Annotated in this window: 36 protein-coding genes; 23 read left to right on the forward strand and 13 right to left on the reverse strand. The window is 49.2% G+C overall.

What is annotated here, in order from left to right; translation table 11 throughout:
• Nucleotides 1-34 precede the first annotated feature (34 nt).
• From HFV01_RS28005 to HFV01_RS28020, 4 genes are all read left to right on the forward strand, one after another.
• On the forward strand, nt 35-283 hold the full coding sequence (locus tag HFV01_RS28005; RefSeq protein ID WP_006622539.1) for a UPF0175 family protein: 249 nt from the start codon (nt 35-37) through the stop codon (nt 281-283).
• Complete coding sequence (locus tag HFV01_RS28010; protein WP_006622540.1) at nt 280-774, forward strand: PIN domain-containing protein; 495 nt, start codon at nt 280-282, stop codon at nt 772-774. Before HFV01_RS28005 ends, HFV01_RS28010 begins: the two co-directional genes overlap by 4 nt.
• Nucleotides 764-973 carry a hypothetical protein gene (locus HFV01_RS28015; protein WP_187758440.1) on the forward strand — a complete coding sequence of 70 codons (210 nt, stop codon included), beginning with the start codon at nt 764-766 and terminating at the stop codon, nt 971-973. The genes HFV01_RS28010 and HFV01_RS28015 overlap by 11 nt, the downstream gene beginning before the upstream one ends.
• 89 nt (nt 974-1,062) lie before the next feature.
• Nucleotides 1,063-1,278, forward strand: a complete 216-nt coding sequence (locus tag HFV01_RS28020) for a hypothetical protein (RefSeq protein WP_006622542.1) — start codon at nt 1,063-1,065, stop codon at nt 1,276-1,278.
• A gap of 67 nt (nt 1,279-1,345) precedes the next feature.
• Here HFV01_RS28020 and HFV01_RS28025 read toward each other — a convergent pair whose 3' ends face one another.
• Together HFV01_RS28025 and HFV01_RS28030 are read right to left on the reverse strand one after the other, a co-directional pair.
• The gene (locus HFV01_RS28025) at nt 1,346-1,564 is read right to left on the reverse strand and encodes a type II toxin-antitoxin system HicB family antitoxin (RefSeq protein ID WP_006669412.1); all 219 of its coding nucleotides are present in this window, start codon (nt 1,562-1,564) and stop codon (nt 1,346-1,348) included.
• The gene (locus tag HFV01_RS28030) at nt 1,561-1,785 is read right to left on the reverse strand and encodes a type II toxin-antitoxin system HicA family toxin (RefSeq protein WP_006622545.1); all 225 of its coding nucleotides are present in this window, start codon (nt 1,783-1,785) and stop codon (nt 1,561-1,563) included. Before HFV01_RS28030 ends, HFV01_RS28025 begins: the two co-directional genes overlap by 4 nt.
• A 67-nt stretch (nt 1,786-1,852) precedes the next feature.
• On the opposite strand from HFV01_RS28030, the gene HFV01_RS28035 reads away from it, so the two are divergent.
• From HFV01_RS28035 to vapC, 6 genes are all read left to right on the forward strand, one after another.
• On the forward strand, nt 1,853-2,107 hold the full coding sequence (locus tag HFV01_RS28035; RefSeq protein ID WP_193520625.1) for a hypothetical protein: 255 nt from the start codon (nt 1,853-1,855) through the stop codon (nt 2,105-2,107).
• 50 nt (nt 2,108-2,157) lie between these two features.
• On the forward strand, nt 2,158-2,358 hold the full coding sequence (locus HFV01_RS28040) for a hypothetical protein (RefSeq protein ID WP_193520626.1): 201 nt from the start codon (nt 2,158-2,160) through the stop codon (nt 2,356-2,358).
• Between the two features lie 50 nt (nt 2,359-2,408).
• Nucleotides 2,409-2,576, forward strand: a complete 168-nt coding sequence (locus HFV01_RS28045) for a hypothetical protein (protein WP_193520627.1) — start codon at nt 2,409-2,411, stop codon at nt 2,574-2,576.
• Nucleotides 2,577-2,583: 7 nt separating this feature from the next.
• Nucleotides 2,584-2,709, forward strand: a complete 126-nt coding sequence (locus HFV01_RS31480; protein ID WP_281061167.1) for a hypothetical protein — start codon at nt 2,584-2,586, stop codon at nt 2,707-2,709.
• A 234-nt stretch (nt 2,710-2,943) separates the two neighbouring features.
• Nucleotides 2,944-3,189, forward strand: a complete 246-nt coding sequence (locus tag HFV01_RS28050; RefSeq protein WP_006669411.1) for a hypothetical protein — start codon at nt 2,944-2,946, stop codon at nt 3,187-3,189.
• A complete protein-coding gene (gene vapC / locus HFV01_RS28055) occupies nt 3,186-3,590 on the forward strand; it encodes a type II toxin-antitoxin system tRNA(fMet)-specific endonuclease VapC (RefSeq protein WP_193520628.1) in 405 nt (134 codons plus the stop codon). Before HFV01_RS28050 ends, vapC begins: the two co-directional genes overlap by 4 nt.
• A 14-nt stretch (nt 3,591-3,604) precedes the next feature.
• Here the strand turns inward: vapC and HFV01_RS31880 are convergent, their stop codons facing one another.
• From HFV01_RS31880 to HFV01_RS28065, 3 genes are all read right to left on the reverse strand, one after another.
• Complete coding sequence (locus tag HFV01_RS31880) at nt 3,605-3,706, reverse strand: type II toxin-antitoxin system HicA family toxin (protein ID WP_368663646.1); 102 nt, start codon at nt 3,704-3,706, stop codon at nt 3,605-3,607.
• Nucleotides 3,707-4,034: 328 nt separating this feature from the next.
• The gene (locus tag HFV01_RS28060; RefSeq protein WP_193520629.1) at nt 4,035-6,230 is read right to left on the reverse strand and encodes a WD40 repeat domain-containing protein; all 2,196 of its coding nucleotides are present in this window, start codon (nt 6,228-6,230) and stop codon (nt 4,035-4,037) included.
• A gap of 83 nt (nt 6,231-6,313) precedes the next feature.
• A complete protein-coding gene (locus HFV01_RS28065; protein WP_192808267.1) occupies nt 6,314-6,541 on the reverse strand; it encodes a hypothetical protein in 228 nt (75 codons plus the stop codon).
• A gap of 93 nt (nt 6,542-6,634) precedes the next feature.
• On the opposite strand from HFV01_RS28065, the gene HFV01_RS28070 reads away from it, so the two are divergent.
• Complete coding sequence (locus tag HFV01_RS28070; RefSeq protein ID WP_193520630.1) at nt 6,635-6,805, forward strand: hypothetical protein; 171 nt, start codon at nt 6,635-6,637, stop codon at nt 6,803-6,805.
• Nucleotides 6,806-7,299: 494 nt separating this feature from the next.
• Here HFV01_RS28070 and HFV01_RS28075 read toward each other — a convergent pair whose 3' ends face one another.
• Complete coding sequence (locus HFV01_RS28075; RefSeq protein WP_193520631.1) at nt 7,300-8,427, reverse strand: RNA-guided endonuclease InsQ/TnpB family protein; 1,128 nt, start codon at nt 8,425-8,427, stop codon at nt 7,300-7,302.
• A 159-nt stretch (nt 8,428-8,586) separates the two neighbouring features.
• Between HFV01_RS28075 and HFV01_RS28080 the strand changes: the two genes are divergently transcribed.
• Nucleotides 8,587-8,748, forward strand: coding sequence for a hypothetical protein (locus HFV01_RS28080; RefSeq protein WP_260378567.1), 162 nt, complete (start codon nt 8,587-8,589; stop codon nt 8,746-8,748).
• A 75-nt stretch (nt 8,749-8,823) separates the two neighbouring features.
• Here HFV01_RS28080 and HFV01_RS28085 read toward each other — a convergent pair whose 3' ends face one another.
• Nucleotides 8,824-9,300, reverse strand: a complete 477-nt coding sequence (locus HFV01_RS28085) for a hypothetical protein (RefSeq protein ID WP_006669407.1) — start codon at nt 9,298-9,300, stop codon at nt 8,824-8,826.
• On the reverse strand, nt 9,287-9,601 hold the full coding sequence (locus tag HFV01_RS28090) for a type II toxin-antitoxin system RelE family toxin (RefSeq protein ID WP_006669406.1): 315 nt from the start codon (nt 9,599-9,601) through the stop codon (nt 9,287-9,289). The genes HFV01_RS28085 and HFV01_RS28090 overlap by 14 nt, the downstream gene beginning before the upstream one ends.
• A gap of 439 nt (nt 9,602-10,040) precedes the next feature.
• Here HFV01_RS28090 and HFV01_RS28095 point away from each other — a divergent pair, with 439 nt between their 5' ends.
• The 4 genes from HFV01_RS28095 to HFV01_RS28105 all read left to right on the forward strand — a co-directional run bounded on the left by HFV01_RS28095 (nt 10,041) and on the right by HFV01_RS28105 (nt 10,977).
• The gene (locus HFV01_RS28095; protein WP_193520632.1) at nt 10,041-10,208 is read left to right on the forward strand and encodes a hypothetical protein; all 168 of its coding nucleotides are present in this window, start codon (nt 10,041-10,043) and stop codon (nt 10,206-10,208) included.
• Between the two features lie 73 nt (nt 10,209-10,281).
• Nucleotides 10,282-10,416 (forward strand): hypothetical protein, encoded by a 135-nt coding sequence (locus HFV01_RS31485; RefSeq protein ID WP_006669405.1) that lies wholly within the window; start codon nt 10,282-10,284, stop codon nt 10,414-10,416.
• Nucleotides 10,413-10,751: a nucleotidyltransferase family protein gene (locus HFV01_RS28100; protein WP_006669404.1), complete on the forward strand. Its 339-nt coding sequence runs from the start codon at nt 10,413-10,415 to the stop codon at nt 10,749-10,751. The genes HFV01_RS31485 and HFV01_RS28100 overlap by 4 nt, the downstream gene beginning before the upstream one ends.
• Nucleotides 10,738-10,977, forward strand: a complete 240-nt coding sequence (locus HFV01_RS28105) for a HepT-like ribonuclease domain-containing protein (protein WP_193520633.1) — start codon at nt 10,738-10,740, stop codon at nt 10,975-10,977. Before HFV01_RS28100 ends, HFV01_RS28105 begins: the two co-directional genes overlap by 14 nt.
• A gap of 9 nt (nt 10,978-10,986) precedes the next feature.
• Here HFV01_RS28105 and HFV01_RS28110 read toward each other — a convergent pair.
• Nucleotides 10,987-11,863 (reverse strand): IS630-like element ISAtsp1 family transposase gene (locus HFV01_RS28110; RefSeq protein ID WP_249432974.1). Its coding sequence is split into 2 segments (ribosomal slippage): nt 10,987-11,049 and nt 11,051-11,863, totalling 876 coding nucleotides; the frame shifts between segments, so codons are not numbered across the junction.
• A gap of 482 nt (nt 11,864-12,345) precedes the next feature.
• Here HFV01_RS28110 and HFV01_RS28115 point away from each other — a divergent pair.
• From HFV01_RS28115 to HFV01_RS31885, 3 genes are all read left to right on the forward strand, one after another.
• Nucleotides 12,346-13,482 carry an acyltransferase family protein gene (locus tag HFV01_RS28115; protein WP_193520634.1) on the forward strand — a complete coding sequence of 379 codons (1,137 nt, stop codon included), beginning with the start codon at nt 12,346-12,348 and terminating at the stop codon, nt 13,480-13,482.
• Nucleotides 13,483-13,826: 344 nt separating this feature from the next.
• The gene (locus HFV01_RS31490; RefSeq protein WP_318286029.1) at nt 13,827-13,955 is read left to right on the forward strand and encodes a hypothetical protein; all 129 of its coding nucleotides are present in this window, start codon (nt 13,827-13,829) and stop codon (nt 13,953-13,955) included.
• A gap of 271 nt (nt 13,956-14,226) precedes the next feature.
• Nucleotides 14,227-14,505 carry a GIY-YIG nuclease family protein gene (locus tag HFV01_RS31885; protein ID WP_193520635.1) on the forward strand — a complete coding sequence of 93 codons (279 nt, stop codon included), beginning with the start codon at nt 14,227-14,229 and terminating at the stop codon, nt 14,503-14,505.
• 1 nt (nt 14,506) lies between these two features.
• On the opposite strand, the gene HFV01_RS28125 is transcribed toward HFV01_RS31885, so the two are convergent.
• The gene (locus tag HFV01_RS28125) at nt 14,507-14,770 is read right to left on the reverse strand and encodes a hypothetical protein (protein WP_193520636.1); all 264 of its coding nucleotides are present in this window, start codon (nt 14,768-14,770) and stop codon (nt 14,507-14,509) included.
• 106 nt (nt 14,771-14,876) lie between these two features.
• On the opposite strand from HFV01_RS28125, the gene HFV01_RS31495 reads away from it, so the two are divergent.
• The 3 genes from HFV01_RS31495 (at nt 14,877) to HFV01_RS28135 (ending at nt 15,590) form a co-directional block, all read left to right on the forward strand.
• Nucleotides 14,877-15,005, forward strand: a complete 129-nt coding sequence (locus HFV01_RS31495) for a hypothetical protein (RefSeq protein ID WP_318286030.1) — start codon at nt 14,877-14,879, stop codon at nt 15,003-15,005.
• 8 nt (nt 15,006-15,013) lie between these two features.
• On the forward strand, nt 15,014-15,184 hold the full coding sequence (locus HFV01_RS28130; RefSeq protein WP_193520637.1) for a hypothetical protein: 171 nt from the start codon (nt 15,014-15,016) through the stop codon (nt 15,182-15,184).
• A gap of 238 nt (nt 15,185-15,422) precedes the next feature.
• Complete coding sequence (locus tag HFV01_RS28135; RefSeq protein ID WP_193520638.1) at nt 15,423-15,590, forward strand: hypothetical protein; 168 nt, start codon at nt 15,423-15,425, stop codon at nt 15,588-15,590.
• Nucleotides 15,591-15,711: 121 nt separating this feature from the next.
• Here the strand turns inward: HFV01_RS28135 and HFV01_RS28140 are convergent, their stop codons facing one another.
• Both HFV01_RS28140 and HFV01_RS28145 read right to left on the reverse strand, forming a co-directional pair.
• Nucleotides 15,712-17,934, reverse strand: coding sequence for a WD40 repeat domain-containing protein (locus HFV01_RS28140; protein WP_193520639.1), 2,223 nt, complete (start codon nt 17,932-17,934; stop codon nt 15,712-15,714).
• A gap of 195 nt (nt 17,935-18,129) precedes the next feature.
• The gene (locus HFV01_RS28145) at nt 18,130-20,388 is read right to left on the reverse strand and encodes a hypothetical protein (RefSeq protein ID WP_193520640.1); all 2,259 of its coding nucleotides are present in this window, start codon (nt 20,386-20,388) and stop codon (nt 18,130-18,132) included.
• Between the two features lie 9 nt (nt 20,389-20,397).
• On the opposite strand from HFV01_RS28145, the gene HFV01_RS31500 reads away from it, so the two are divergent.
• A complete protein-coding gene (locus HFV01_RS31500; protein WP_273247939.1) occupies nt 20,398-20,532 on the forward strand; it encodes a hypothetical protein in 135 nt (44 codons plus the stop codon).
• A 239-nt stretch (nt 20,533-20,771) separates the two neighbouring features.
• Here HFV01_RS31500 and HFV01_RS28150 read toward each other — a convergent pair whose 3' ends face one another.
• Nucleotides 20,772-22,547, reverse strand: coding sequence for a P-loop domain-containing protein (locus tag HFV01_RS28150; protein WP_193520641.1), 1,776 nt, complete (start codon nt 22,545-22,547; stop codon nt 20,772-20,774).
• Nucleotides 22,548-22,653 lie beyond the last annotated feature (106 nt).

A 22,653-nucleotide genomic window follows, 5' to 3' on the forward strand; every position in this document is an offset into this window, starting at 1 on the left:
TAATCAGCCCCAATTGGGATAGAGTCAACTGCTTATGACTGTACTCATCTCAGACGAAATCCTGGAAGCCTCTCAGCTTACCCCAAGCGAATTTCGCCAAGAAGTAGCATTACACCTGTTTCAAACCGGGCGTTTGACCTTGGGCTATGCCAGTAAATTGGCAGATATGCCATCCGGTGCTTTTCGCCAACTTCTGAAACAACGAGATATCCCGCTTTACTCCTACGATGTGGAAGATTTTGCCTTAGATATCAAGAATTTACGGGAGTTGGGACGCTTGTGATTGTCATTAGTGATACATCAGTAATCACTAACCTGGCGGCAATTCACCACCTAAAACTTCTGTCTCAACTTTACCATCAAGTGACTATTCCTGAATCTGTGTATCGGGAACTCGTTGATATTGACCCTCCCGTACCCGGAACTCTGGAAGTTCAAGGTGCAGCCTGGTTAAAAGTCAGAGCATTAGTTAACCGTAGTGTGGTTGAACAGCTTCAAAATGAGGTAAGGTTAGATCCGGGAGAGGCAGAGGCGATCGCTCTTGCCATAGAGCTTCAGGCAGATTTGTTGTTGATTGATGAGCGTCGGGGTCGAGCGGAGGCTGACCGTTTAGGCATCAAGATTACTGGATTGCTAGGCATTCTGGTTGAAGCCAAGCAGAAAAATTTAATTACTGCGGTCAAACCTCTGATGGATGCTCTGATTGCTACGTCAGAGTTTAGAGTATCTTCGGCTTTATACAACCAGATTTTGAATATGGTCAATGAAACTTAATCGATATCTGATCAACCCCGTTTCTGCCATAACCTTTGCCTCCTCACCCAAATCTGCCTCAGAAACCCCCTTTCTCAACCCCTCAACCCATCCCCCGCCGCAACTTTCTAGTAGTTGGCTGGTGCGATCGCTTTACACAACACAGTCGGACTCTAGTAGGTTGGCTGGTGCGATCGCGAAACCCAACACAGTCGGCTAGGCTGGGAGTGGTTAAGTTTTGGTGGAGTTTCCTGGGTTCACATAACCTACTCCTGGTGCTATAATTAGCTTAAATGGCTCAACAAAACCATGAATACAACTCAACTACGCGAAAAAGTCGCCAGCCAACTCAACAACCTCTCACCGGAAAGACTTGCCCTCGTTAGTGAGTTTCTCGACTCCCTAGAAACCTCCGAACCTACTCAATCCTCTGGCTGGCAAAAATTGCCCCCGCTAAAACCAGGGAAAACCGCCACAGATTTACTCAAAGTTGCCGGAACTTGGCAGGGGGTATATGGCGGATAAGTCGGCGAAAAAATCCGAAAACATCAGAGCATCAGCATCCAGCATAGGCTCTGTTGGGACAAAAGCATCAAACCACCTCAAGTGTTTTCGGTTGAGGAATGACCTCACCTTCCGCCTGCCAAGCTGCTAGATACATTTCAATCACTTCTTCCCCATTGCGGATTGCCTCTTCCCGAGTTTTTCCGTGAGTACAAGGCATCACGACCTGCTCAGAAAACTCGGGAATGGTGACTAGGAAAAGCTCATCTTCATCAGACCATTGAACAATCATGCTGTATCGACTCATGAATCTTCCTCCTCTCTCAACCCTTCCAGTTCAGTTAGCAGTTTTTCCAGTTGTTTTTCTAGGTAACGGGGCACATCATCTCCATCCTGACCTGAAATGGTCAGGGTTTTTCCAATCAGAGGATGTCGCCAACGCTCATGGCTGCCCTTACCGCGCTTAGGCAAGTAAACAAAGCCATACTGTGCAATTTGAGCTTTCAACTCTCGAATCTTCCGGGGCATTAGTATGATTTAGGCATTTTGGTCTAGTTTATCACTTTTTCCGTTTTCATAAAGATAACTCAACTATGTGGGGTTTCCTGCTACTAATTCGGCAACTCAGAAACCCCCTTTCTCAACCCATCAACCCATCCCCCGCCGCAACTTTCTAGTAGTTGGCTGGTGCGATCGCTTTACACAACACAGTCGGACTCTAGTAGGTTGGGTGGAGCGATCGCGAAACCCAACACAGTCGGCTAGGCTGGGAGCGCGATCGCTTTACACAACAGACTCGGACTCTAGTAGGTTGGGTGGAGCGATCGCGAAACCCAACACAGTCGGCTAGGCTGGGAGCGCGATCGCTTTACACAACAGACTCGGACTCTAGTAGGTTGGGTGGAGCGATCGCGAAACCCAACACAGTCGGCTAGGGCTGGCGATCGCTTTACACAACAGACTCGGACTCTAGTAGGTTGGGTGGAGCGATCGCGAAACCCAACACAGTCGGCTAGGCTGGGAGCGCGATCGCTTTACACAACAGACTCGGACTCTAGTAGGTTGGGTGGAGCGATCGCGAAACCCAACACAGTCGGCTAGGCTGGGAGCGCGATCGCTTTACACAACAGACTCGGACTCTAGTAGGTTGGGTGGAGCGATCGCGAAACCCAACACAGTCGGCTAGGCTGGGAGTGGTTAAGTTTTGGTCGGGTTTCCTGGGTTCACATAACCTACTCCTGGTGCGATCGCTTTACACAACAGACTCGGACTCTAGTAGGTTGGGTGGAGCGATCGCGAAACCCAACACAGTCGGCTAGGCTGGGAGTGGTTAAGTTTTGGTCGGGTTTCCTGGGTTCACATAACCTACTCCTGGTGCGATCGCTTTACACAACACAGTCGGACTCTAGTAGGTTGGCTGGTGCGATCGCGAAACCCAACACAGTCGGCTAGGCTGGGGGTAATTAAGTTTTTGTCAGGTTTCCTGGGTTCATATAACCTACTGATTTGTTGGGTTTACGGAGTTCACCCAACCTACTCCTGGTGCGATCGCTTTACACAACACAGTCGGCTAGGCTGGGAGCGCGATCGCTTCGTTTCACGCTCTTACCATCGAGCTTAATCCAGATTTGCTAAACTTGAGTTGCTACCATCAAACCTCAAATCTTTCAATAATCGCTAACCATTATGACCTTCCAACAATTGCAAAAACAAGTCTTAGATTTACCTCTAGGCGATCGCTGGGCATTGCTCAAACTCCTGGTGGAATCTTTGCAGCCAACTCCGCTGCCTTTTCCAGAGGCAACACCCACACTAGAAAGCACCCCTGGAGACGAAGACAATTCCCTGGAGCAATACTATGGCTGTATTGACGATGAAACATTTATCCGCCATCCCCAACCCGAACAAGGCGATCGCCAACCGATTATATGAGATTTTTGCTGGATACAAATAGCTGCATTATCTATTTACGCGGCAAGAACTTAGCTCTGAAGAAGAGATTGGAGTTTTATCGCAAAGAAGTTGCTGTGTGTTCAGTCGTCAAAGCAGAGCTTTTTTACGGTTCTATGAAAAGTGCCAATCCCGAAAAAAATCTCAGGTTACAGACAGAATTTCTCTCGCAATTTATCTCTCTTCCCTTTGATGATGTGGCGGCAAATTTATTTGGCATAATCCGATCGCAATTGGAATTTAAGGGGACTCCTATCGGGTCTTATGACTTACAAATTGCGGCGATCGCCCTGGCACATCATCTCACCCTAGTAACCCACAATGTCCGTGAATTTAGTCGAGTAGAGGGTTTACAGTGGGAAGATTGGGAGCCAGAGACATAGCGTTTCTTGCCCCCCTAACCGATCGTATAGAGATGATGGCTGCCTGTGATTCGTTTTAGCTGCCAACCCTGTTGTTCCACAATTTTACAGAGTGCTTTACCAGAAATCGATTTCATAAAGATAACTCAATGAACTGTTTTTCTGGGGTGACTTCCTGTTGTTCACTCGCCACTTCCAGCCAAAGAAAGAACTGCATCTGCAAGCATTTCTAACAACTCTTCATAGCTCGATGCCCAGGTGTGACAATTGGGAAGGGCGGGTACTGAACCTGGACTTCATCTTCTGGCCAAATCATTGCTTTAATCTTCATCGTTTGTCTCTAATGGCTATCTAATCAGGATTTTAGCCGATCTGTTAACACCTCACTCAGCAACCCACAGCCTAGAAACCGGGTTGCTGCGAACCGCACCTTTTTCCCGAAGCTGATTAGAGAAATCCGGTTTCTCACACCCCCTCCAACCGCAGAAAATGCACCACCCCCGCCTCATCCCCCGCCGCCACCGTTACCCCATCCGGTGCGATCGCACAGGAAGACATCGCAGCCTCCCCGGTAAAGGTGGCTAACTCTTTCCCCGTCTCCAAATCCCACAGTTTCAGGGTTTTATCCCAGGATGCCGAGACCGCTCGTTTCCCGTCCGGGGTAATGGCTACTGCTAGTACCGAGCTACTATGCCCGGTGAGGGTAGCCAGTTCCGTCCCGGTCTCCAAATCCCACAGTTTCAGGGTTCTATCCCCCGATGCCGAGACGGCTCGTTTCCCGTCGGGGGCGATCGCTACTGCATTTACCCAGCTACTATGCCCGGTGAGGGTAGCCAGTTCCGTCCCGGTCTCCAAATCCCACAGTTTCAGGGTTTTATCATCCGATGCCGAGACCGCTCGTTTCCCGTCGGGGGCGATCGCTACTGCCCATACCGAGCCACTATGCCCGGTGAGGGTAGCCAGTTCCGTCCCGGTCTCCAAATCCCACAGTTTCAGGGTTTCATCCTCCGATGCCGAGACCGCTCGTTTCCCGTCGGGGGCGATCGCTACTGCCCATACCGAGCCACTATGCCCGGTGAGGGTAGCCAGTTCCGTCCCGGTCTCCAAATCCCACAGTTTCAGGGTTTCATCCTCCGATGCCGAGACGGCTCGTTTCCCGTCCGGGGCGATCGCTACTGCCCATACCGAGCCACTATGCCCGGTGAGGGTAGCCAGTTCCGTCCCCGTCTCCAAATCCCACTGTTTCAGGGTGTTATCAAAGGATGCCGAGACCGCTCGTTTCCCGTCCGGGGCGATCGCTACTGCATTTACCCAGCTACTATGCCCGGTGAGGGTAGCCAGTTCCGTCCCCGTCTCCAAATCCCACAGTTTCAGGGTTCTATCCCAGGATGCCGAGACCGCTCGTTTCCCGTCGGGGGCGATCGCTACTGCCCATACCAAGCTACTATGCCCGGTGAGGGTAGCCAGTTCCGTCCCCGTCTCCAAATCCCACAGTTTCAGGGTTTTATAGGATGCCGAGACGGCTCGTTTCCCGTCGGGGGCGATCGCTACTGCTAGTACCGGGAGACTATGCCCGGTGAGGGTAGCCAGTTCCGTCCCCGTCTCCAAATCCCACAGTTTCAGGGTTTCATCCCTGGATGCCGAGACCGCTAGGAACCCGTCCGGGGCGATCGCTACTCCTCTTACCCAGCTACTATGCCCGGTGAGGGTAGCCAGTTCCGTCCCCGTCTCCAAATCCCACAGTTTCAGGGTGTTATCCCCCGATGCCGAGACCGCTCGTTTCCCGTCCGGGGCGATCGCTACTCCTCTTACCCAGCTACTATGCCCGGTGAGGGTAGCCAGTTCCGTCCCCGTCTCCAAATCCCACAGTTTCAGGGTTTTATCCTCCGATGCCGAGACCGCTCGTTTCCCGTCCGGGGTGATCGCTACTGCTGTTACCCAGCTACTATGCCCGGTGAGGGTAGCCAGTTCCCTCCCCGTCTCCAAATCCCACAGTTTCAGGGTGTCATCAAACGATGCCGAGACCGCTCGTTTCCCGTCGGGGGCGATCGCTACTGCTAGTACCGAGCTACTATGCCCGGTGAGGGTAGCCAGTTCCGTCCCGGTCTCCAAATCCCACAGTTTCAGGGTGTTATCCGAGGATGCCGAGACGGCTCGTTTCCCGTCGGGGGCGATCGCTACTGCATATACCCAGCCACTATGCCCGGTGAGGGTGCGAATTAGTGGCCCGCCGGGAGGGGTGAGATTAGCTGTGAGGGGACGAAACCAGGGTTTTTTCTGGGCTTGTTTTGCCTGTTCCAATAAAGCCACAATTTCTGGATTCTCAAAGGACAGCAACCGCCCCAGAAGTTGCCCCGCCAGTTGGGTTGTATCCGAGGCTAAAACATGAGCCGATAGCCGCAACGTCCCGGCGATTAATTGCAGGGTTTCCGTCTGTTCCGGGTTCAGCAAGACATCCGAACTCATCGCCAAATCGTAATCTTCTATTAACGCTTGCACCCCGCACTCCGCCAGTTTTGCCTGCATAAAGTCAAAATCCGTCAGCAATTGGTGCAGCCGTGCAGTTTGGGAGGCACGCCACAAACTTCCGGGCAAGGTTTCTAACAGCCACCGTCCGTCTTCTCTCGGTATTTTAGCTAATCGGTCTTTGAGTTCACCCATTGTTCAACTTAGGACTGGTAAGGTTAACCAAGGTTAGAGGAATTATCCCCCCAACTTCTGGAAAAAAGACGAGCTTTTTGGGGTTAATCCTGACCATAAAGCATTTCCCATGATTTATCCGCAATTTGCTCTTGTATCGGTGCCACCCAAGATTCAACCTCCTCCACGATATCCTGACGATAGAGGAAATCGTTAAAGCTCTTGTGGTAAATACTGTACAGTGGTTTTTCACCCGGTTTCCTTTGAATGCGGAGAAACTGCGACCACTCATCGAGTATCCCCTGCACCGTCAGCGAAATTTCTCCCGCCAATTGCGACAGTAACCGACAAGAAATCGGCTTAGTTTATAGTAAGTTGGCAGGTGCGATCGCTTTACACAACAGACTCGGACTCTAGTAGGTTGGGTGGAGCGATCGCGAAACCCAACACAGTCGGCTAGGCTGGGGGTGATTAAGTTTTTGTGGGGTTTCCTGGGTTCACATAACCTACTCCTGGTGCGATCGCTTTACACAACACAGTCGGACTCTAGTAGGTTGGCTGGTGCGATCGCTTTACACAACACACTCGGACTCTAGTAGGTTGGCTGGTGCGATCGCTTTACACAACACAGTCGGACTCTAGTAGGTTGGCTGGTGCGATCGCTTTACACAAAACATTCGGACTCTAGTAGGTTGGCTGGTGCGATCGCTTTACACAACACAGTCGGATTCTAGTAGGTTGGCTGGTGCGATCGCTTTACACAAAACAGTCGGACTCTAGTAGGTTGGCAGGTGCGATCGCTTTACACAAAACATTCGGCTAGGCTGGGGGTAATTAAGTTTTTGTGGAGTTTACGGAGTTCACATAACCTACTCCTGGTGCGATCGCTCTGGGTTCATATAACCTTGGCTATAGTGAATTTAAGCGTAATTATTCAAGGGGAAATTGTATGACCGGAAAACCACTAGAAATCGAGGGAATTTGGGAAGAAATTGTCAGCCATTCCGATGCCTTAGCAGGATGCCAAGTGCGGGTGACAGTTCTGCTCTATAAAACTTAAACAAAACCGGACATAGCCGGATATTGATGTTTATTTCTGGCTTCGTCCGGGACTGTCGGCAGCACCCCGTCCACAAGTGTAATCGTCTGAACCAGGCGATTTTTCTAAATTTATACTGGCGTTCAAATCTCTATCAATCTTCAGGCCACAGTTTGGACATTCAAAAGTCCGACGGACTAGGGGCATTTTTTGACGATAACCGCAATTAGAACACAGTTGACTGGATGGATAAAATCTATCCGCAATAATCAACTTTGAACCATAACGTTCTGCCTTGTAACCTAGTTGACGACGGAACTCATAAAATGAAGCATCAGCGATAGAACCCGCCAAACAATGATTTTTCAGCATACCTGACACATTCAAATCTTCAATGACTACTTGGCTGTGGTTCTTAGCCAAGAAAGTAGTTATTTTATGAATCGTGTCCCGCCGAATGTTTGCTACTCTTTGATGTAGCTTTTGAACTTTTAAGAGACATTTGGCCCAATTTTTCGAGCCTTTGACTTTGCGACTTAAATGACGTTGTAATCGAGCTAGTTTTTGGGTGGCTGCTTTATAAGCCTTGGGATTAGAGAATTGGGTCCCATCGGAGCAAGTCGCCAAATTGTTAATTCCTAGGTCAACCCCGATTCTCTCTCGATATTTCGGTGTAATTTCTGGCGTGATTTCTACGAAAAAGCTAATATACCAGTCACCTGCTTGGCGCGTTAGGGTGACTTTCTTAACCCAACTTTCGGGTTGTGCCTCAAATGTAGAAACCCAGCCCACAAAAGGCAGCTTATGGCGAGTTCCTGACAACTTGAATGGTTTGCCACAATTGTCAAGGGTAAAGCTATCATGGTGGCCTTTCTTCTTAAATTTAGGATAACTGCTTATTCCTTTGAAGAAGCGCTTAAAGGCATCCCCTAGATTAATGAAGGCATATTGATAAACTCTAGAAGACAATTCGGACATCCAAGGATATTGAGGTTTCACATAATTCGTAAAAACCTTTTTGATGGAGTTGACGTTAGGCTTGAGTCCCTCTTGATAAGCTGACATCCATAAGTGTAATCCCCAATTGAACACAAATCGAGCATACCCCGCGTGTTTGGCCATCAAGGTGGCTTGACGGTCATTGAGTTTTAGTTTTGTCCGGAAAGCTTTGTAAGGCATGATTGGATTTTACCATGAAGAATCCAACTTGATGAGTATGTCGTCAGGGAAATTTGGCATGGTCTGGGGTTTGACCGTATACTCATTATTGAGTTGCGAATCTTTTGGGGTATTGTACCTTATTGTCCTAAGATATAAAGCAAATCTTGGATTAAATTCTTGCTCTCTCGCCCACCCCAGTCCCCATCTCCAGACAACTCTGCCCCCTTTCGTCCGGCTGGCGATCGCTCTTTACTGAGACACGCCGGAACTTGGTCTGGTGATGACCTGGAGGATTGTCTAAACATGGTTTATGAGACTCGTCAGCCTCTGGAGTTTTAATGGTGTATCTGCTAGATACAAACGCCTGTAGCCGCGTGATTCAGGGAGATTTAACCGCGCCATCAACTCGATGGTTTAAGTGGGGGAATGGCAATCTGACAATTCTTGGTTCAGTTGTGCCAATGATATCCCGCCTTCTGTTTTGAGTCTAATTCGCGATTCTGTTAACATCTCGATAAAACTAGGATTCAAACTCAGACTCGCGGTTTCTAGATCCGCATCCCGAATCGGAATCAGGACAGCAGTGGCTTGAGCGTCAACGGTGATGATGATTGGTCGATCGCTCATCTGTTGGATATAATCAGCAAGCGATCGCCCGGAATGAACAGCCTCAACCCTGAACTCGCCGCCATTGGCTTCGAGATGTCCGGCGGCTTTAGCGATAAACTCAGGATGAGAATTAAAACTGTGGGTCAATTCATCAGCTAACCGAATCGACATTAGCGCCGCTTGAGGTTGTTCGTCAACTGTGATGATCAAAGGTTGGCGATCGAGGGTTGCCATATATTCGGTTAACGGGGCTGTAGCTTGCGATAAATTAAGAGTCTTCATCTGTTTCCTCCCATAAGCGATCGCCGAATCTAACTTGATTTCTGTCCTTGATGCCAACCGCCAAAATTTCCACAATAGCCTCCGGCTCTTCCTCTACATCATAGTACACACGCAACTGCCCAATCCGCAATTCCCAAGATGCCAAGGGATTAGGACGCATTAGCTTCCGGTTGCGGGTTTCCACAGTAGGTTGACTGGTGAGTTGTTGAGAAATCCCTTCGAGTACCATACTCCGTTGTCGCGCCGTCAACTCCCGGATCTGGTCGGCAGCGGTTGGCGAGATAATAACTTGATACGGCAAAGTTTAACCTCCTGCTGATGTGACAAAATAATATTGGCTATTCTCTCCCGTAACAGGCAGTTTACGCTTGCTTTATCGACTGATTTCAGACTTCCGGTTTTCTTTGGTGACTGTTTTGCATTGTGACCTTTGGCTTTCCATTCCTTGCAAATGTAGAAAATGAACTCCGCCCAAGACATCTCCCACCACAACCATTTATAGTAGGTTGGGTGGAGCGATCGCTTTACACAACACACTCTGACTCTAGTAGGTTGGCTGGTGCGATCGCTTTACACAACACACTCTGACTCTAGTAGGTTGGCAGGTGCGATCGCTTTACACAACACAGTCGGACTCTAGTAGGTTGGCAGGTGCGATCGCTTTACACAACACACTCTGACTCTAGTAGGTTGGCAGGTGCGATCGCTTTACACAACACAGTCGGACTCTAGTAGGTTGGGTGGAGCGATCGCGAAACCCAACACATTCGGCTAGGCTGGGAGTGGTTAAGTTTTGGTCGGGTTTCCTGGGTTCACATAACCTACTCCTGGTGCGATCGCTTTACACAACAGACTCGGACTCTAGTAGGTTGGGTGGAGCGATCGCGAAACCCAACACAGTCGGCTAGGCTGGGAGTGGTTAAGTTTTGGTGGGGTTTCCTGGGTTCACCCAACCTACTCCTAATGCTATAATTAGCTTAAATGGCTCAACTGTTTAAAACCGGGCGTTTGACGGTGGGCTATGTCAGTAAATCGGCATATATGCCCCTCCCTGCTTTTCAGCCAATTCTGAAACAGCAAGATATCCCGCTTGACTCTCAGGATGAGGTTAAATGACTACCAAAATAAGCGATCGCCAAATTTATGCTCGCCTAGGAATTACCCCTCAACAACTGGCTGAATTTTGCCAACGTTGGCAGATAGTTGAACTTGCCCTATTTGGATCCATTCTCCGAGATGACTTTAACGCCAATAGTGACGTAGATATTTTAGTCACCTTTCAGCCTAATCACTCTTGGGGTTTAGAGTTTATTCAAATGCGAGAACAACTCTCTACTCTTTTTAATCGTCCTGTTGATCTCATCACCCAACAAAGTATTCTCAATAGTCATAATGTTCTCCGTCGCCAGAGCATCCTCAATTCAGCAGAGGTCATCTATGGCCAAGGATAAACAGGCATTAATAGATATTCTAAAGGCTATCCAGCAGATTATTAGTTATGTTGAGGATATCAAAAAAGAAGACTTGCAACAAGATGATGAAAAACAGGCGGCTATTTTATATAGGATTATTATTGTTGGGGAAGCAACTAAACGATTATCCCCTGAATTTCGTCAACAATACCCCATGATTCCTTGGCGGGAAATGGCGGGTCTACGAGATGTGGCATGGCATTAGTCAAGGTGGTTAGGACGCAGCTTTGAGAACGGAATCCATGGCATCATGGAGAGAATCAAACTGCTCACGTGCAGTGGCGAATACGGGCTTTCAGCCACGACCAACATTTCTCTATCTTGTTGAGGTCTGGCGAATAAGGCGGTAGATAGAGTAAACGGCATTGAGCTGCCTCCACCAGTTCAGCAATCCGTCCCCCTTTATGAAACGTTGCATTGTCCAATACTAGAGTCTGACCTGGCTTCAATGTTGGAATTAAGATGAACTCCAACCACAACTCAAACACTGTCCGATGACAACAACCCTCAAAGCTAAAGGGAGCTAAGAGTTGTTGATGACACCATGCGGCTATCATACTTACCCTGCCCTGCCTCTTCCCTGATTTGAGTGCATGGAAGCGTTTTCCTTCCTCGCAGTAACCATAAGGGTAATCCGAGTCCTGACTATTCATGCCGGCTTCATCGAGGTAGACCACTTCTTCCGGCTCCATCTGTTCAATCTGAGCCATAAACTCCTCTCGCTGTTGCTCATCACGTTCTTGGTAGCCGTAAGTTTTTTTTCTGGTGAAGCCAATTTTCTTCAAGGCTCTGGATATGGTGCGAGGAGAGATGTCGTCATCCCAAAGTTCAGCCATTTGAGCTGCTGTTTTGTCGCCATGCTCTTGGGCAAAAGCCTTGAATTTTTGCCAGTCGGTAATTTTGTGGTTATTGCCAGGTCGGTGATGAGGTTTAGGGAGGAAGTCTCCGGTCTGTGCTTTTCTTTGCAGCCAGAGATTAATGGTGTTCCTGCTGACATGGAAAACTTGACTGGCTTCGGTTTTGGGCATACCGTCTAGTTCAATGGCATCAATCACTTTTTGTCTGAGGTCGTAACTATAGGGGGCTGGCATTTTTGGTCTTCTTAGTCATCTCGTCCTCTCCATTATACGTCCTAAGTGTTCTGTCTTGTGCTATAGCTCAGATTCGATGGCCTGGTCTTACCCCCTAAAGTTTCGTCGTTCTCAACCGGTGGGCGATAACGTACAAAATCAATACCGGCCGTCAGTGGCTGCTGGCGATAATGTACAGAATCAATACCGGCCGTCAGTGGCTGCTGGCGATAATGTACAGAATCAATCCCGGCTGTCAATGGCTTATGATTATCAATCTAAAGTTTCCTCTGTTCTGTCCGGGGCTTCTGTCCGCTCTGTTCCTTCTACTGCCGGTGCTGGGAATGGTCAGGGGCGTAAACCAAAATCGTGGAGAACTCATGGTATAAAAGGCTAAACGGAGTTGCTTTAGTTAAGGTGAGTCTGTCGATTAACAGAATTGCTCTCTTGACATTCCCCAAAATTGCGGGCATCTTATAAAAGAACACTTAGAGATTTCAACAATGGTTAAGAGTGAACATCGTGATGACCCGATGTCATCCCTTCAATCGCGAAAAAAATTTTTAGAACTCGACTTGTTAAGAGTCCTAGCTATTGCTTTGGTTATCTCCAGCCATGCAACGGCTTATCTAGGTTGGTCTCCTCATATTAACCAACTGATGAAATTCCCGGGATCTATTGGTGTGGGTCTGTTTCTCTATCTGTCAGGATTTCTTTGTCAACGCTCTCAAAACAATAATCAGTCTAATCAGACCAGATGGGAAGTTCTTCAGAAAAGACTTGTTCGGATTTTCCCTCTTTACTGGTTATCTCTTCTTGCTTTTATTGTAATATTTCATTTTCTGTCAATTTTTCATAATTTCGATTTTTCTCCATTACCCACTACGGTAATAGCTCACTTTTTAGGTCTACATCTAGTTCTAAGAAGTAGTTACGTTTCTAGGAGCCCAACTCTCTGGTATATTGGTGGTTTGGTAATCTACTATTTACTTTTTAGTCTAATGAGCAAATTGAACTTTAAAAAGTTTTTGGCTCTAAACATATTACTTTTTGTATCGGCGATTTTGCTGAAAATATTTTTCAAGAATCAATCAATCCATATTATTGATAACAGGCTTATCATGAATTATCCTATTTTCTTAACAGGCGTGATTGTAGGTAAATTTGATCCAAATTTTTTGTTTTTAAGACGCTACATTAGATTGACTCTGTTTTTGTCTCTAACTGCTTCTTTACTTTTTAGGATTTTTTATGGACAGAATCTAATTGGGACTCACACTTTTTTGATTGATTGGCAGGACATAAAATTTTATTTGTACATTTTTGTATGGACAATATTTTTTCTGAATTTGGGGATACTCGTAACTCCATTAATGCTAAAAGCATCTAAGAAAATTGAGTATTTTGCGACGATTAGTTATGCTATATACCTATTTCATAGACCGATTTATGGACTAATCTATGGGTTACTTTTGAGCCTAGATTTAGGGTCAAAAACAATCAGAACTATTATGTTTCCACTTGCTACACTTCTACTAATAATCGCCTCACAGTATATCACGAGTTTTGATATTAATGTTCTCCAACCTAAAGCAACCCAGGTAATGAGAAAGCTCTTCCCTAAAACAGCCACGAAGTGAGCGACCGTCTTCTAGGGATAGGTAAGACCTATGTGAATATTTTACACGCCGCTTATTGAACATCTCTACATAATATAATAGTATTTGTAGAGTTTCTAATAAACTAATGGCAGAACCGAAGAAAATCGGCATGATAATTTTAGGTATCATGTTTACACTTGTTCTCTTGAGTGGGATTTGGGAGATGTGGAGTGTATATCAATTTGAGAGTCGGCCAACAAATATTGAAAGAGAAGCAGCTAAGTGGTTAAGAAATATGGAAAGAGAGAGAGAGAGAACCGAAAGACTTAGGCAGGAATACAGGGAAAGGCAGGAAGCGCAATGAGCTGGTTTTTAAATCTTCTTTGCCCCAAAAGTGGAAAGCGATCGCTTTTCGGGTTGAATACCTAGTGCCTTGTCTTGTCGTCACCAGGCGGCGCAGTTGTTTTGAGAAGACGATCGCCTATTCGGAGAAGTGGGCGACCGTCTACTAAGGATAGGTGAGACCTATGGGAATATTTTACACGCCGCCGGTCTAAAGTGAAAGTAGTTGCAGTTTGACGATTGGGGAATGGGGAGAGGCGATCGCGCTTGTGGTCGCCTCTTTTTTGGGCGGTTCACCGGTGACAGGAGAGGTTGTTGAGGCGGCGAGTCTTGGGGAGGTAAAACAAAATTAAGCACTCTGATTGTGCTCATAACAGAAATAAGACTCATTTTATTATTGGAGTGTTAAATAAATCGAGGCAAAACACTCTAATGATTTACATGATTTTAGATAGACCATACTGCAAAATTGGTTTCTCCAAACACCCCCAAAAAAGACTAAAACAATTACAGACTGGGAACCCTCGCCGATTAATATTATTGGCAGTATGTAACTTGCCTAATAGTTTTGAAAAAGAATTTCATCGTTTTTTTAAAAAATATAAATTCAATAATGAATGGTTTTTGATTCCACCCAATGAACTTGACTGCATTCTATTTGTATTGAAACTCATGGAAAATCAAGGGATTCAGTTAAAGTTGCCATTAGATGATTGCTAATCTAAAAAATCATCTTTCCCGTTCTAATGTTGTTAACTGATGGGGGATTGCGGTTGCCTTGGGAATACTTAGGCGATCGCATCCCGTCAGGTTGGCTGGTTTTAAGGCTCCGCTGAGTGGGTGAGTTGGCTGGTTTTAGAGGTAGGGCGATCGCATCTCCGACGGCTAACTGTAGAAGGTAGGTTGCCAAAAAGTTTCCCAGGTTTCCATTTTCCAGTAGGTGAGTTGAGAGGTAAGGCGATCGCATTTCCCAAAGATTTGACACTCTACGGCCTTCGGCCTTACTGGTTGACTGGTGAAAAGGATAGCGGGCGGTACACACCACTTATCGTAATGCACCACGCAGGGTCCCGCAGTCGGCTAGGCTGGGAGTGGTTAAGTTTTGGTCGGGTTTCCTGGGTTCACATAACCTACTCCTGGTGCGATCGCTTTACACAACACAGTCGGACTCTAGTAGGTTGGCTGGTGCGATCGCTTTACACAACACAGTCGGACTCTAGTAGGTTGGGTGGAGCGATCGCGAAACCCAACACAGTCGGCTAGGCTGGGGGTGATTAAGTTTTTGTGGGGTTTCCTGGGTTCACATAACCTACTCCTGGTGCGATCGCTTTACACAACACACTCGGACTCTAGTAGGTTGGCAGGTGCGATCGCTTTACACAACACACTCGGACTCTAGTAGGTTGGGTGGAGCGATCGCTTTACACAAAACACTCGGACTCTAGTAGGTTGGCAGGTGCGATCGCTTTACACAACACAGTCGGACTCTAGTAGGTTGGCAGGTGCGATCGCTTTACACAACACAGTCGGACTCTAGTAGGTTGGCAGGTGCGATCGCTTTACACAACACACTCTGACTCTAGTAGGTTGGCAGGTGCGATCGCTTTACACAACACACTCTGACTCTAGTAGGTTGGGTGGAGCGATCGCGAAACCCAACACATTCGGCTAGGCTGGGAGTGGTTAAGTTTTGGTCGGGTTTCCTGGGTTCACATAACCTACTCCTGGTGCGATCGCTTTACACAACACACTCGGACTCTAGTAGGTTGGCTGGTGCGATCGCTTTACACAACACAGTCGGCTAGGCTGGGAGTCGTTAAGTTTTGGTGGAGTTTCCTGGGTTCACATAACCTACTCCTGGTATGATCGCTCTCCTAATATGTGGGGTTTCCTGCTACTAATTCCGCCACTCAGAAACCCCCTTTCTCAACCCCTCAACCCCTCCAACCGCAGGAAATGCACCACCCCCGCCTCATCCCCCGCCGCCACCGTCACCCCATCCGGTGCAACCGCACAGGAAGACATCGCACCATCCCCGGTAAAGGTGGCTAACTCTTTCCCCGTCTCCAAATCCCACAGTTTCAGGGTGTAATCCCTGGATGCCGAGACCGCTCGTTTCCCGTCGGGGGCGATCGCTACTCCCCCTACCCAGCTACTATGCCCGGTGAGGGTAGCCAGTTCCGTCCCCGTCTCCAAATCCCACAGTTTCAGGGTGTTATCATAGGATGCCGAGACCGCTCGTTTCCCGTCCGGGGCGATCGCTACTGCATTTACCCCGCCACTATGCCCGGTGAGGGTAGCCAGTTCCGTCCCCGTCTCCAAATCCCACAGTTTCAGGGTGTTATCATCCGATGCCGAGACGGCTCGTTTCCTGCCGGGGGCGATCGCTACTGCTAGTACCTGGCCACTATGCCCGGTGAGGGTAGCCAGTTCCGTCCCCGTCTCCAAATCCCACAGTTTCAGGGTTTCATCCTCCGATGCCGAGACCGCTCGTTTCCCGTCCGGGGCGATCGCTACTGCTGTTACCCTGCTACTATGCCCGGTGAGGGTAGCCAGTTCCGTCCCCCTCTCCAAATCCCACAGTTTCAGGGTTTTATCATAGGATGCCGAGACCGCTCGTTTCCCGTCCGGGGCGATCGCTACTGCTCTTACCCCGCCACTATGCCCGGTGAGGGTAGCCAGTTCCGTCCCCGTCTCCAAATCCCACAGTTTCAGGGTGTTATCCCTGGATGCCGAGACCGCTCGTTTCCCGTCCGGGGCGATCGCTACTGCATTTACCCAGCGACTATGCCCGGTGAGGGTAGCCAGTTCCGTCCCCGTCTCCAAATCCCACAGTTTCAGGGTTTTATCATCGGATGCCGAGACCGCTCGTTTCCCGTCGGGGGCGATCGCTACTGCATTTACCGGGTCACTATGCCCTGTGAGGGTAGCCAGTTCCGTCCCCGTCTCCAAATCCCACAGTTTCAGGGTTTCATCCCACGATGCCGAGACCGCTCGTTTCCCGTCGGGGGCGATCGCTACTGCATTTACCCACCAACTATGTCCGCTGAGGGTAGCCAGTTCCGTCCCCGTCTCCAAATCCCACAGTTTCAGGGTGTTATCCCCCGATGCCGAGACCGCTCGTTTCCCGTCCGGGGCGATCGCTACTGCATTTACCCCGCTACTATGCCCGGTGAGGGTAGCCAGTTCCGTCCCCGTCTCCAAATCCCACAGTTTCAGGGTGTTATCCTCTGAACCGAACAACGAGCCGGATGCCGAGACCGCTCGTTTCCCGTCCGGGGCGATCGCTACTGCCCATACCGTGTTACTATGCCCGGTGAGGGTAGCCAGTTCCGTCCCCGTCTCCAAATCCCACAGTTTCAGGGTGTTATCATCCGATGCCGAGACGGCTCGTTTCCCGTCGGGGGCGATCGCTACTGCCATTACCCAGCCACTATGCCCGGTGAGGGTGGCCAGTTCCGTCCCCGTCTCCAAATCCCACAGTTTCAGGGTGTTATCATCGGATGCCGAGACGGCTCGTTTCCCGTCCGGGGCGATCGCTACTGCATTTACCCAGTCACTATGCCCGGTGAGGGTAGCCAGTTCCGTCCCCGTCTCCAAATCCCACAGTTTCAGGGTGTCATCCCAGGATGCCGAGACGGCTCGTTTCCCGTCCGGGGCGATCGCTACTGCTAGTACCTCGCCACTATGCCCTGTGAGGGTGCGAATTAGTGGCCCGCCGGGAGGGGTGAGATTAGCTGTGAGAGGACAAAACCAGGGTTTTCCACGCCATTGTTTTCCCTGTTCCAGTAAAGCCACAATTTCTGGATTCTCAAAGGACAGCAACCGCCCCCAAAGCTGCCCCGCCAGTTGGGTTGTATCCGAGGCTAAAATATGAGCCGATAGCCGCAACGTCCCCGCGATTAATTGCAGGGTTTCCGTCTGTTCCGGGTTCAGCAAGACATCCGAACTCATCGCCAAATCGTAATCTTCTATTAACGCTTGCACCCCGCACTCCGCCAGTTTTGCCTGCATAAAGTCAAAATCCGTCAGCACTTGGTGCAGCCGTGCAGTTTGGGCGGTGTTAACGAGATGCTTAGGGATTTCTTCTAAGGCATAGCGCCGCTTTTCTGGATATAATTTGTTGAGCCGTTCAATAAAGCTGGTCATAATTCATGGGTGGAAATAGAACAATTTATAGTAGGTTGGATTTCGCGATCGCTTTACACAACACAGTCGGCTAGGCTGGGAGTGGTTAAGTTTTGGTGGAGTTTCCTGGGTTCACATAACCTACTCCTGGTACGATCGCTCTCCTAATATGTGGGGTTTCCTGCTACTAATTCGGCAACTCAGAAACCCCCTTTCTCAACCCCTCAACCCCTCCAACCGCAGAAAATGCACCACCCCTGAACTATCCCCCGCCGCCACCGTCACCCCATCCGGTGCAACCGCACAGGAAAGCATCACACCATCCCCGGTAAAGGTGGCTAACTCTTTCCCCGTCTCCAAATCCCACAGTTTCAGGGTTTTATCATCGGATGCCGAGACCGCTCGTTTCCCGTCCGGGGCGATCGCTACTGCATTTACCCCGCCACTATGCCCTGTGAGGGTAGCCAGTTCCGTCCCCGTCTCCAAATCCCACAGTTTCAGGGTTTTATCCCTGGATGCCGAGACGGCTCGTTTCCCGTCGGGGGCGATCGCTACTGCCCATACCGTGTCACTATGCCCGGTGAGGGTAGCCAGTTCCGTCCCCGTCTCCAAATCCCACAGTTTCAGGGTTTTATCATCCGATGCCGAGACGGCTCGTTTCCCGTCGGGGGCGATCGCTACTGCATTTACCCCGCTACTATGCCCGGTGAGGGTAGCCAGTTCCGTCCCCGTCTCCAAATCCCACAGTTTCAGGGTGTTATCCTCTGAACCGAACAACGAGCCGGATGCCGAGACCGCTCGTTTCCCGTCGGGGGCGATCGCTACTGCATTTACCCCGCTACTATGCCCGGTGAGGGTAGCCAGTTCCGTCCCCGTCTCCAAATCCCACAGTTTCAGGGTGTTATCCTCTGAACCGAACAACGAGCCGGATGCCGAGACCGCTCGTTTCCCGTCCGGGGCGATCGCTACTGCCATTACCCAGCTACTATGCCCGGTGAGGGTAGCCAGTTCCCTCCCCGTCTCCAAATCCCACAGTTTCAGGGTGTTATCAAAGGATGCCGAGACGGCTCGTTTCCCGTCGGGGGCGATCGCTACTGCATTTACCCCGCTACTATGCCCGGTGAGGGTAGCCAGTTCCGTCCCCGTCTCCAAATCCCACAGTTTCAGGGTTTTATCCTTAGATGCCGAGACCGCTCGTTTCCCGTCCGGGGCGATCGCTACTGCCATTACCCAGCTACTATGCCCGGTGAGGGTAGCCAGTTCCGTCCCCGTCTCCAAATCCCACAGTTTCAGGGTTTTATCCACTGATGCCGAGACCGCTCGTTTCCCGTCGGGGGCGATCGCTACTGCCATTACCCAGCTACTATGCCCGGTGAGGGTAGCCAGTTCCGTCCCCGTCTCCAAATCCCACAGTTTCAGGGTTTTATCCACTGATGCCGAGACCGCTCGTTTCCCGTCGGGGGCGATCGCTACTGCATTTACCCCGCTACTATGCCCGGTGAGGGTAGCCAGTTCCGTCCCCGTCTCCAAATCCCACAGTTTCAGGGTGTTATCCTCTGAACCGAACAACGAGCCGGATGCCGAGACCGCTCGTTTCCCGTCCGGGGCGATCGCTACTGCATTTACCGGGCCACTATGCCCTCTGAGGGTAGCCAGTTCCGTCCCCGTCTCCAAATCCCACAGTTTCAGGGTGTTATCAAAGGATGCCGAGACGGCTCGTTTCCCGTCGGGGGCGATCGCTACTGCTAGTACCCAGCTACTATGCCCGGTGAGGGTAGCCAGTTCCGTCCCGGTCTCCAAATCCCACAGTTTCAGGGTGTCATCCCAGGATGCCGAGACCGCTCGTTTCCCGTCCGGGGCGATCGCTACTGCTCTTACCTCGTCACTATGCCCGGTGAGGGTAGCCAGTTCCGTCCCCGTCTCCAAATCCCACAGTTTCAGGGTGTTATCCCCCGATGCTGAGACGGCTCGTTTCCCGTCGGGAGCGATCGCTACTGCATTTACCTCGTCACTATGCCCGGTGAGGGTGCGAATTAGTGGCCCCCCTGGAGGGGTGAGATTAGCTGTGAGGGGACGAAACCAGGGTTTTTTCTGGGCTTGTTTCGCCTGTTCCAATAAAGCCACAATTTCTGGATGATCAAAAGACTGCAACCGCCCCAGAAGTTGCCCCGCTAGTTGGGTCTTATCCGGTTCTAAAATATGAGTCGATAGCCGCAACGTCCCCGCGATTAATTGCAGGGTTTCCGTCTGTTCCGGGTTCAGCAAGACATCCGAACTCATCGCCAAATCGTAATCTTCTATTAACGCTTGCACCCCGCACTCCGCCAGTTTTGCCTGCATAAAGTCAAAATCCGTCAGCAATTGGTGCAGCCGTGCAGTTTGGGCGGTGTTAACGAGATGCTTAGGGATTTCTTCTAAGGCATAGCGCCGCTTTTCTGGATATAATTTGTTGAGCCGTTCAATAAAGCTGGTCATAATTCATGGGTGGAAATAGAACAATTTATAGTAGGTTGGGTGGAGCGATCGCGAAACCCAACACAGTCGGCTAGGCTGGGGGTGATTAAGTTTTTGTGGGGTTTCCTGGGTTCACCAAACCTACTCCTAATGCGATCGCTCTAATATGTTGGGTTTCCTGGGTTCACCAAACCTACTCCTAATGCGATCGCTCTAATATGTTGGGTTTCCTGGGTTCACCAAACCTACTCCTAATGCGATCGCTCTAATATGTTGGGTTTCCTGGGTTCACCAAACCTACTCCTAATGCGATCGCTCTAATATGTTGGGTTTCCTGGGTTCACCAAACCTACTCCTAATGCGATCGCTCTAATATGTTGGGTTTCCTGGGTTCACATAACCTACTAATTCTCATCTGAACCATACAAACCCGCCCACAAATTATCAACGATCGCCTGTTCAATATCCCGCAAAGATATCCCCGCTTTTTGTACCGTTCGCTTCTTGAATAAAAAGTCCTGAAAACTCTTGTGGTAAATACTATAAACCTCATTATCCTCGACAATTCGATGGCGCAAAAACTGCTCCCATTCATCCAAAACATCCTGCACCGTTAACGGGTCTTCCTCCGCAAAATCCGCCAACAAATCGCAGGACACAGGTTTACAAGTTTTTGACAACAAATAGATGATTTTCAACTTCGTCCGAGGTAACGGCTTGGTCACCATTCCCATACGCCGCCAATGTTGCTCATAATATTGTTCCAAACCCTTGGGCAAATTTGCCAAGTTCAAATCGGCATATCTCCCCTTCTCAATGTCATTCAGAACATACTTTAAATACATGAAATTGCTTTCGCTATTCTCTGCCAAAAAGTCGATAAATTCCGCCTCTGTCACTCCTTGGGCAGTCAGCCAGCGTTGGATAGGTTCCCGTTGACAGCGATACCGAATAAACCGTCGGATATCTTCTAAATTGGCTTGATAATATTTATCGGACATCATATCAAACTCCTGCTGTGGTGCCGACACTACCAAAGGTAACAACTCCGGGCGTTTGGTGAGGATAAAATAAACCCCCCTGGGTAAATTTTCGGGCAGATAAAGCACATTTGCCCTCGAATTTTGGGTGCTTAAATCTACTTCATCCAAGGCATCCACGGCAATCACTAAACGGTCAGTTTTTGCCGCCGCTTCCGTTAATAACTTGCTTAAAAAATTGCCATTGCGGGTATTATCAGGATGCAGGGGTAAGTCATAAGCTAACCCATACCTTGTCATCAGTTGCTCGCAAATATTTTTCAGGAAATCTTCCGTGCTGGTGCGGTTTTCTGACAGGATATTAAAATAAGCCAAACATCCCGTTTGCTGCACATATCGCGCTAACAACGCGCTCTTACCCACGCCGGGGTCGGCTTCTATGATAAAATAACCATTGGCTTGTCTTCGGCAAAATTCCTCAATGGCATTAAAGACGAATTCCCTCCCCAAAAACTCCTGGGTTTTTTCCTCAATAAAAGCGGCAAAATCTGCGGGAACGGCGGCAGTCCCTTTTAAGGTTTTCAGCAATTGATTAAACCGTTCATCTAACCCCTGACAAGAGGCGATAAATGTATCCACTCCCTCATCAATTCTCCCCCGAATTTGCTGGAGTTCCTGGTCGATATTCCCCACTTTCCCGCTAATGTCGGTCAGAATATCGTGGGTTAAGGTATTAAAAACTACCTGATTATATTTTATTTCTAAGCGGAAATAATGCACTAATCCGGGTAAATATAAGTTGCGAAATGTGTTCAGCAACACGGGGGGCGCTTCCCTTAGCCACTGGTGTTCGGCTTCTAGCCGCTGCATCAATTTAGTCTGAATTGCCTTCAGTTCACTGCCTTGCCAACTTCCCTCACTGCCTTGGGGCTGTTCCCCTTCAACGATTATTAAGATTTGTTGCCCATCCTGCTTAATCTGGTCAATTCGTGCTATAATTAAGGGTTGATTACGCTTCCATTCCGGTGTTTTCTCACAGCAGCCACAAATATCATTTAGGATGCGCTCATGGGCTGTTAGCAGTGCTTTTTCAATGTCATGATTACGTTCCCCAGCCTTACGCTGCGCCCACTTATGACATTCGGAACCGACGACTCCCAACCCAGCACTAGCAAATAATGACAACATCTCAACAATCATGGTTTTACACCCCATCCCACACATCGGAGTTATTAATTAACATTGTAGCGGATTTCCCCCACGCAGTCAACGGCACGGCGACTAGATTATTGACAATCCCCCACCT

The organism is Limnospira fusiformis SAG 85.79 (assembly GCF_012516315.1).
Taxonomy (GTDB): domain Bacteria; phylum Cyanobacteriota; class Cyanobacteriia; order Cyanobacteriales; family Microcoleaceae; genus Limnospira; species Limnospira fusiformis.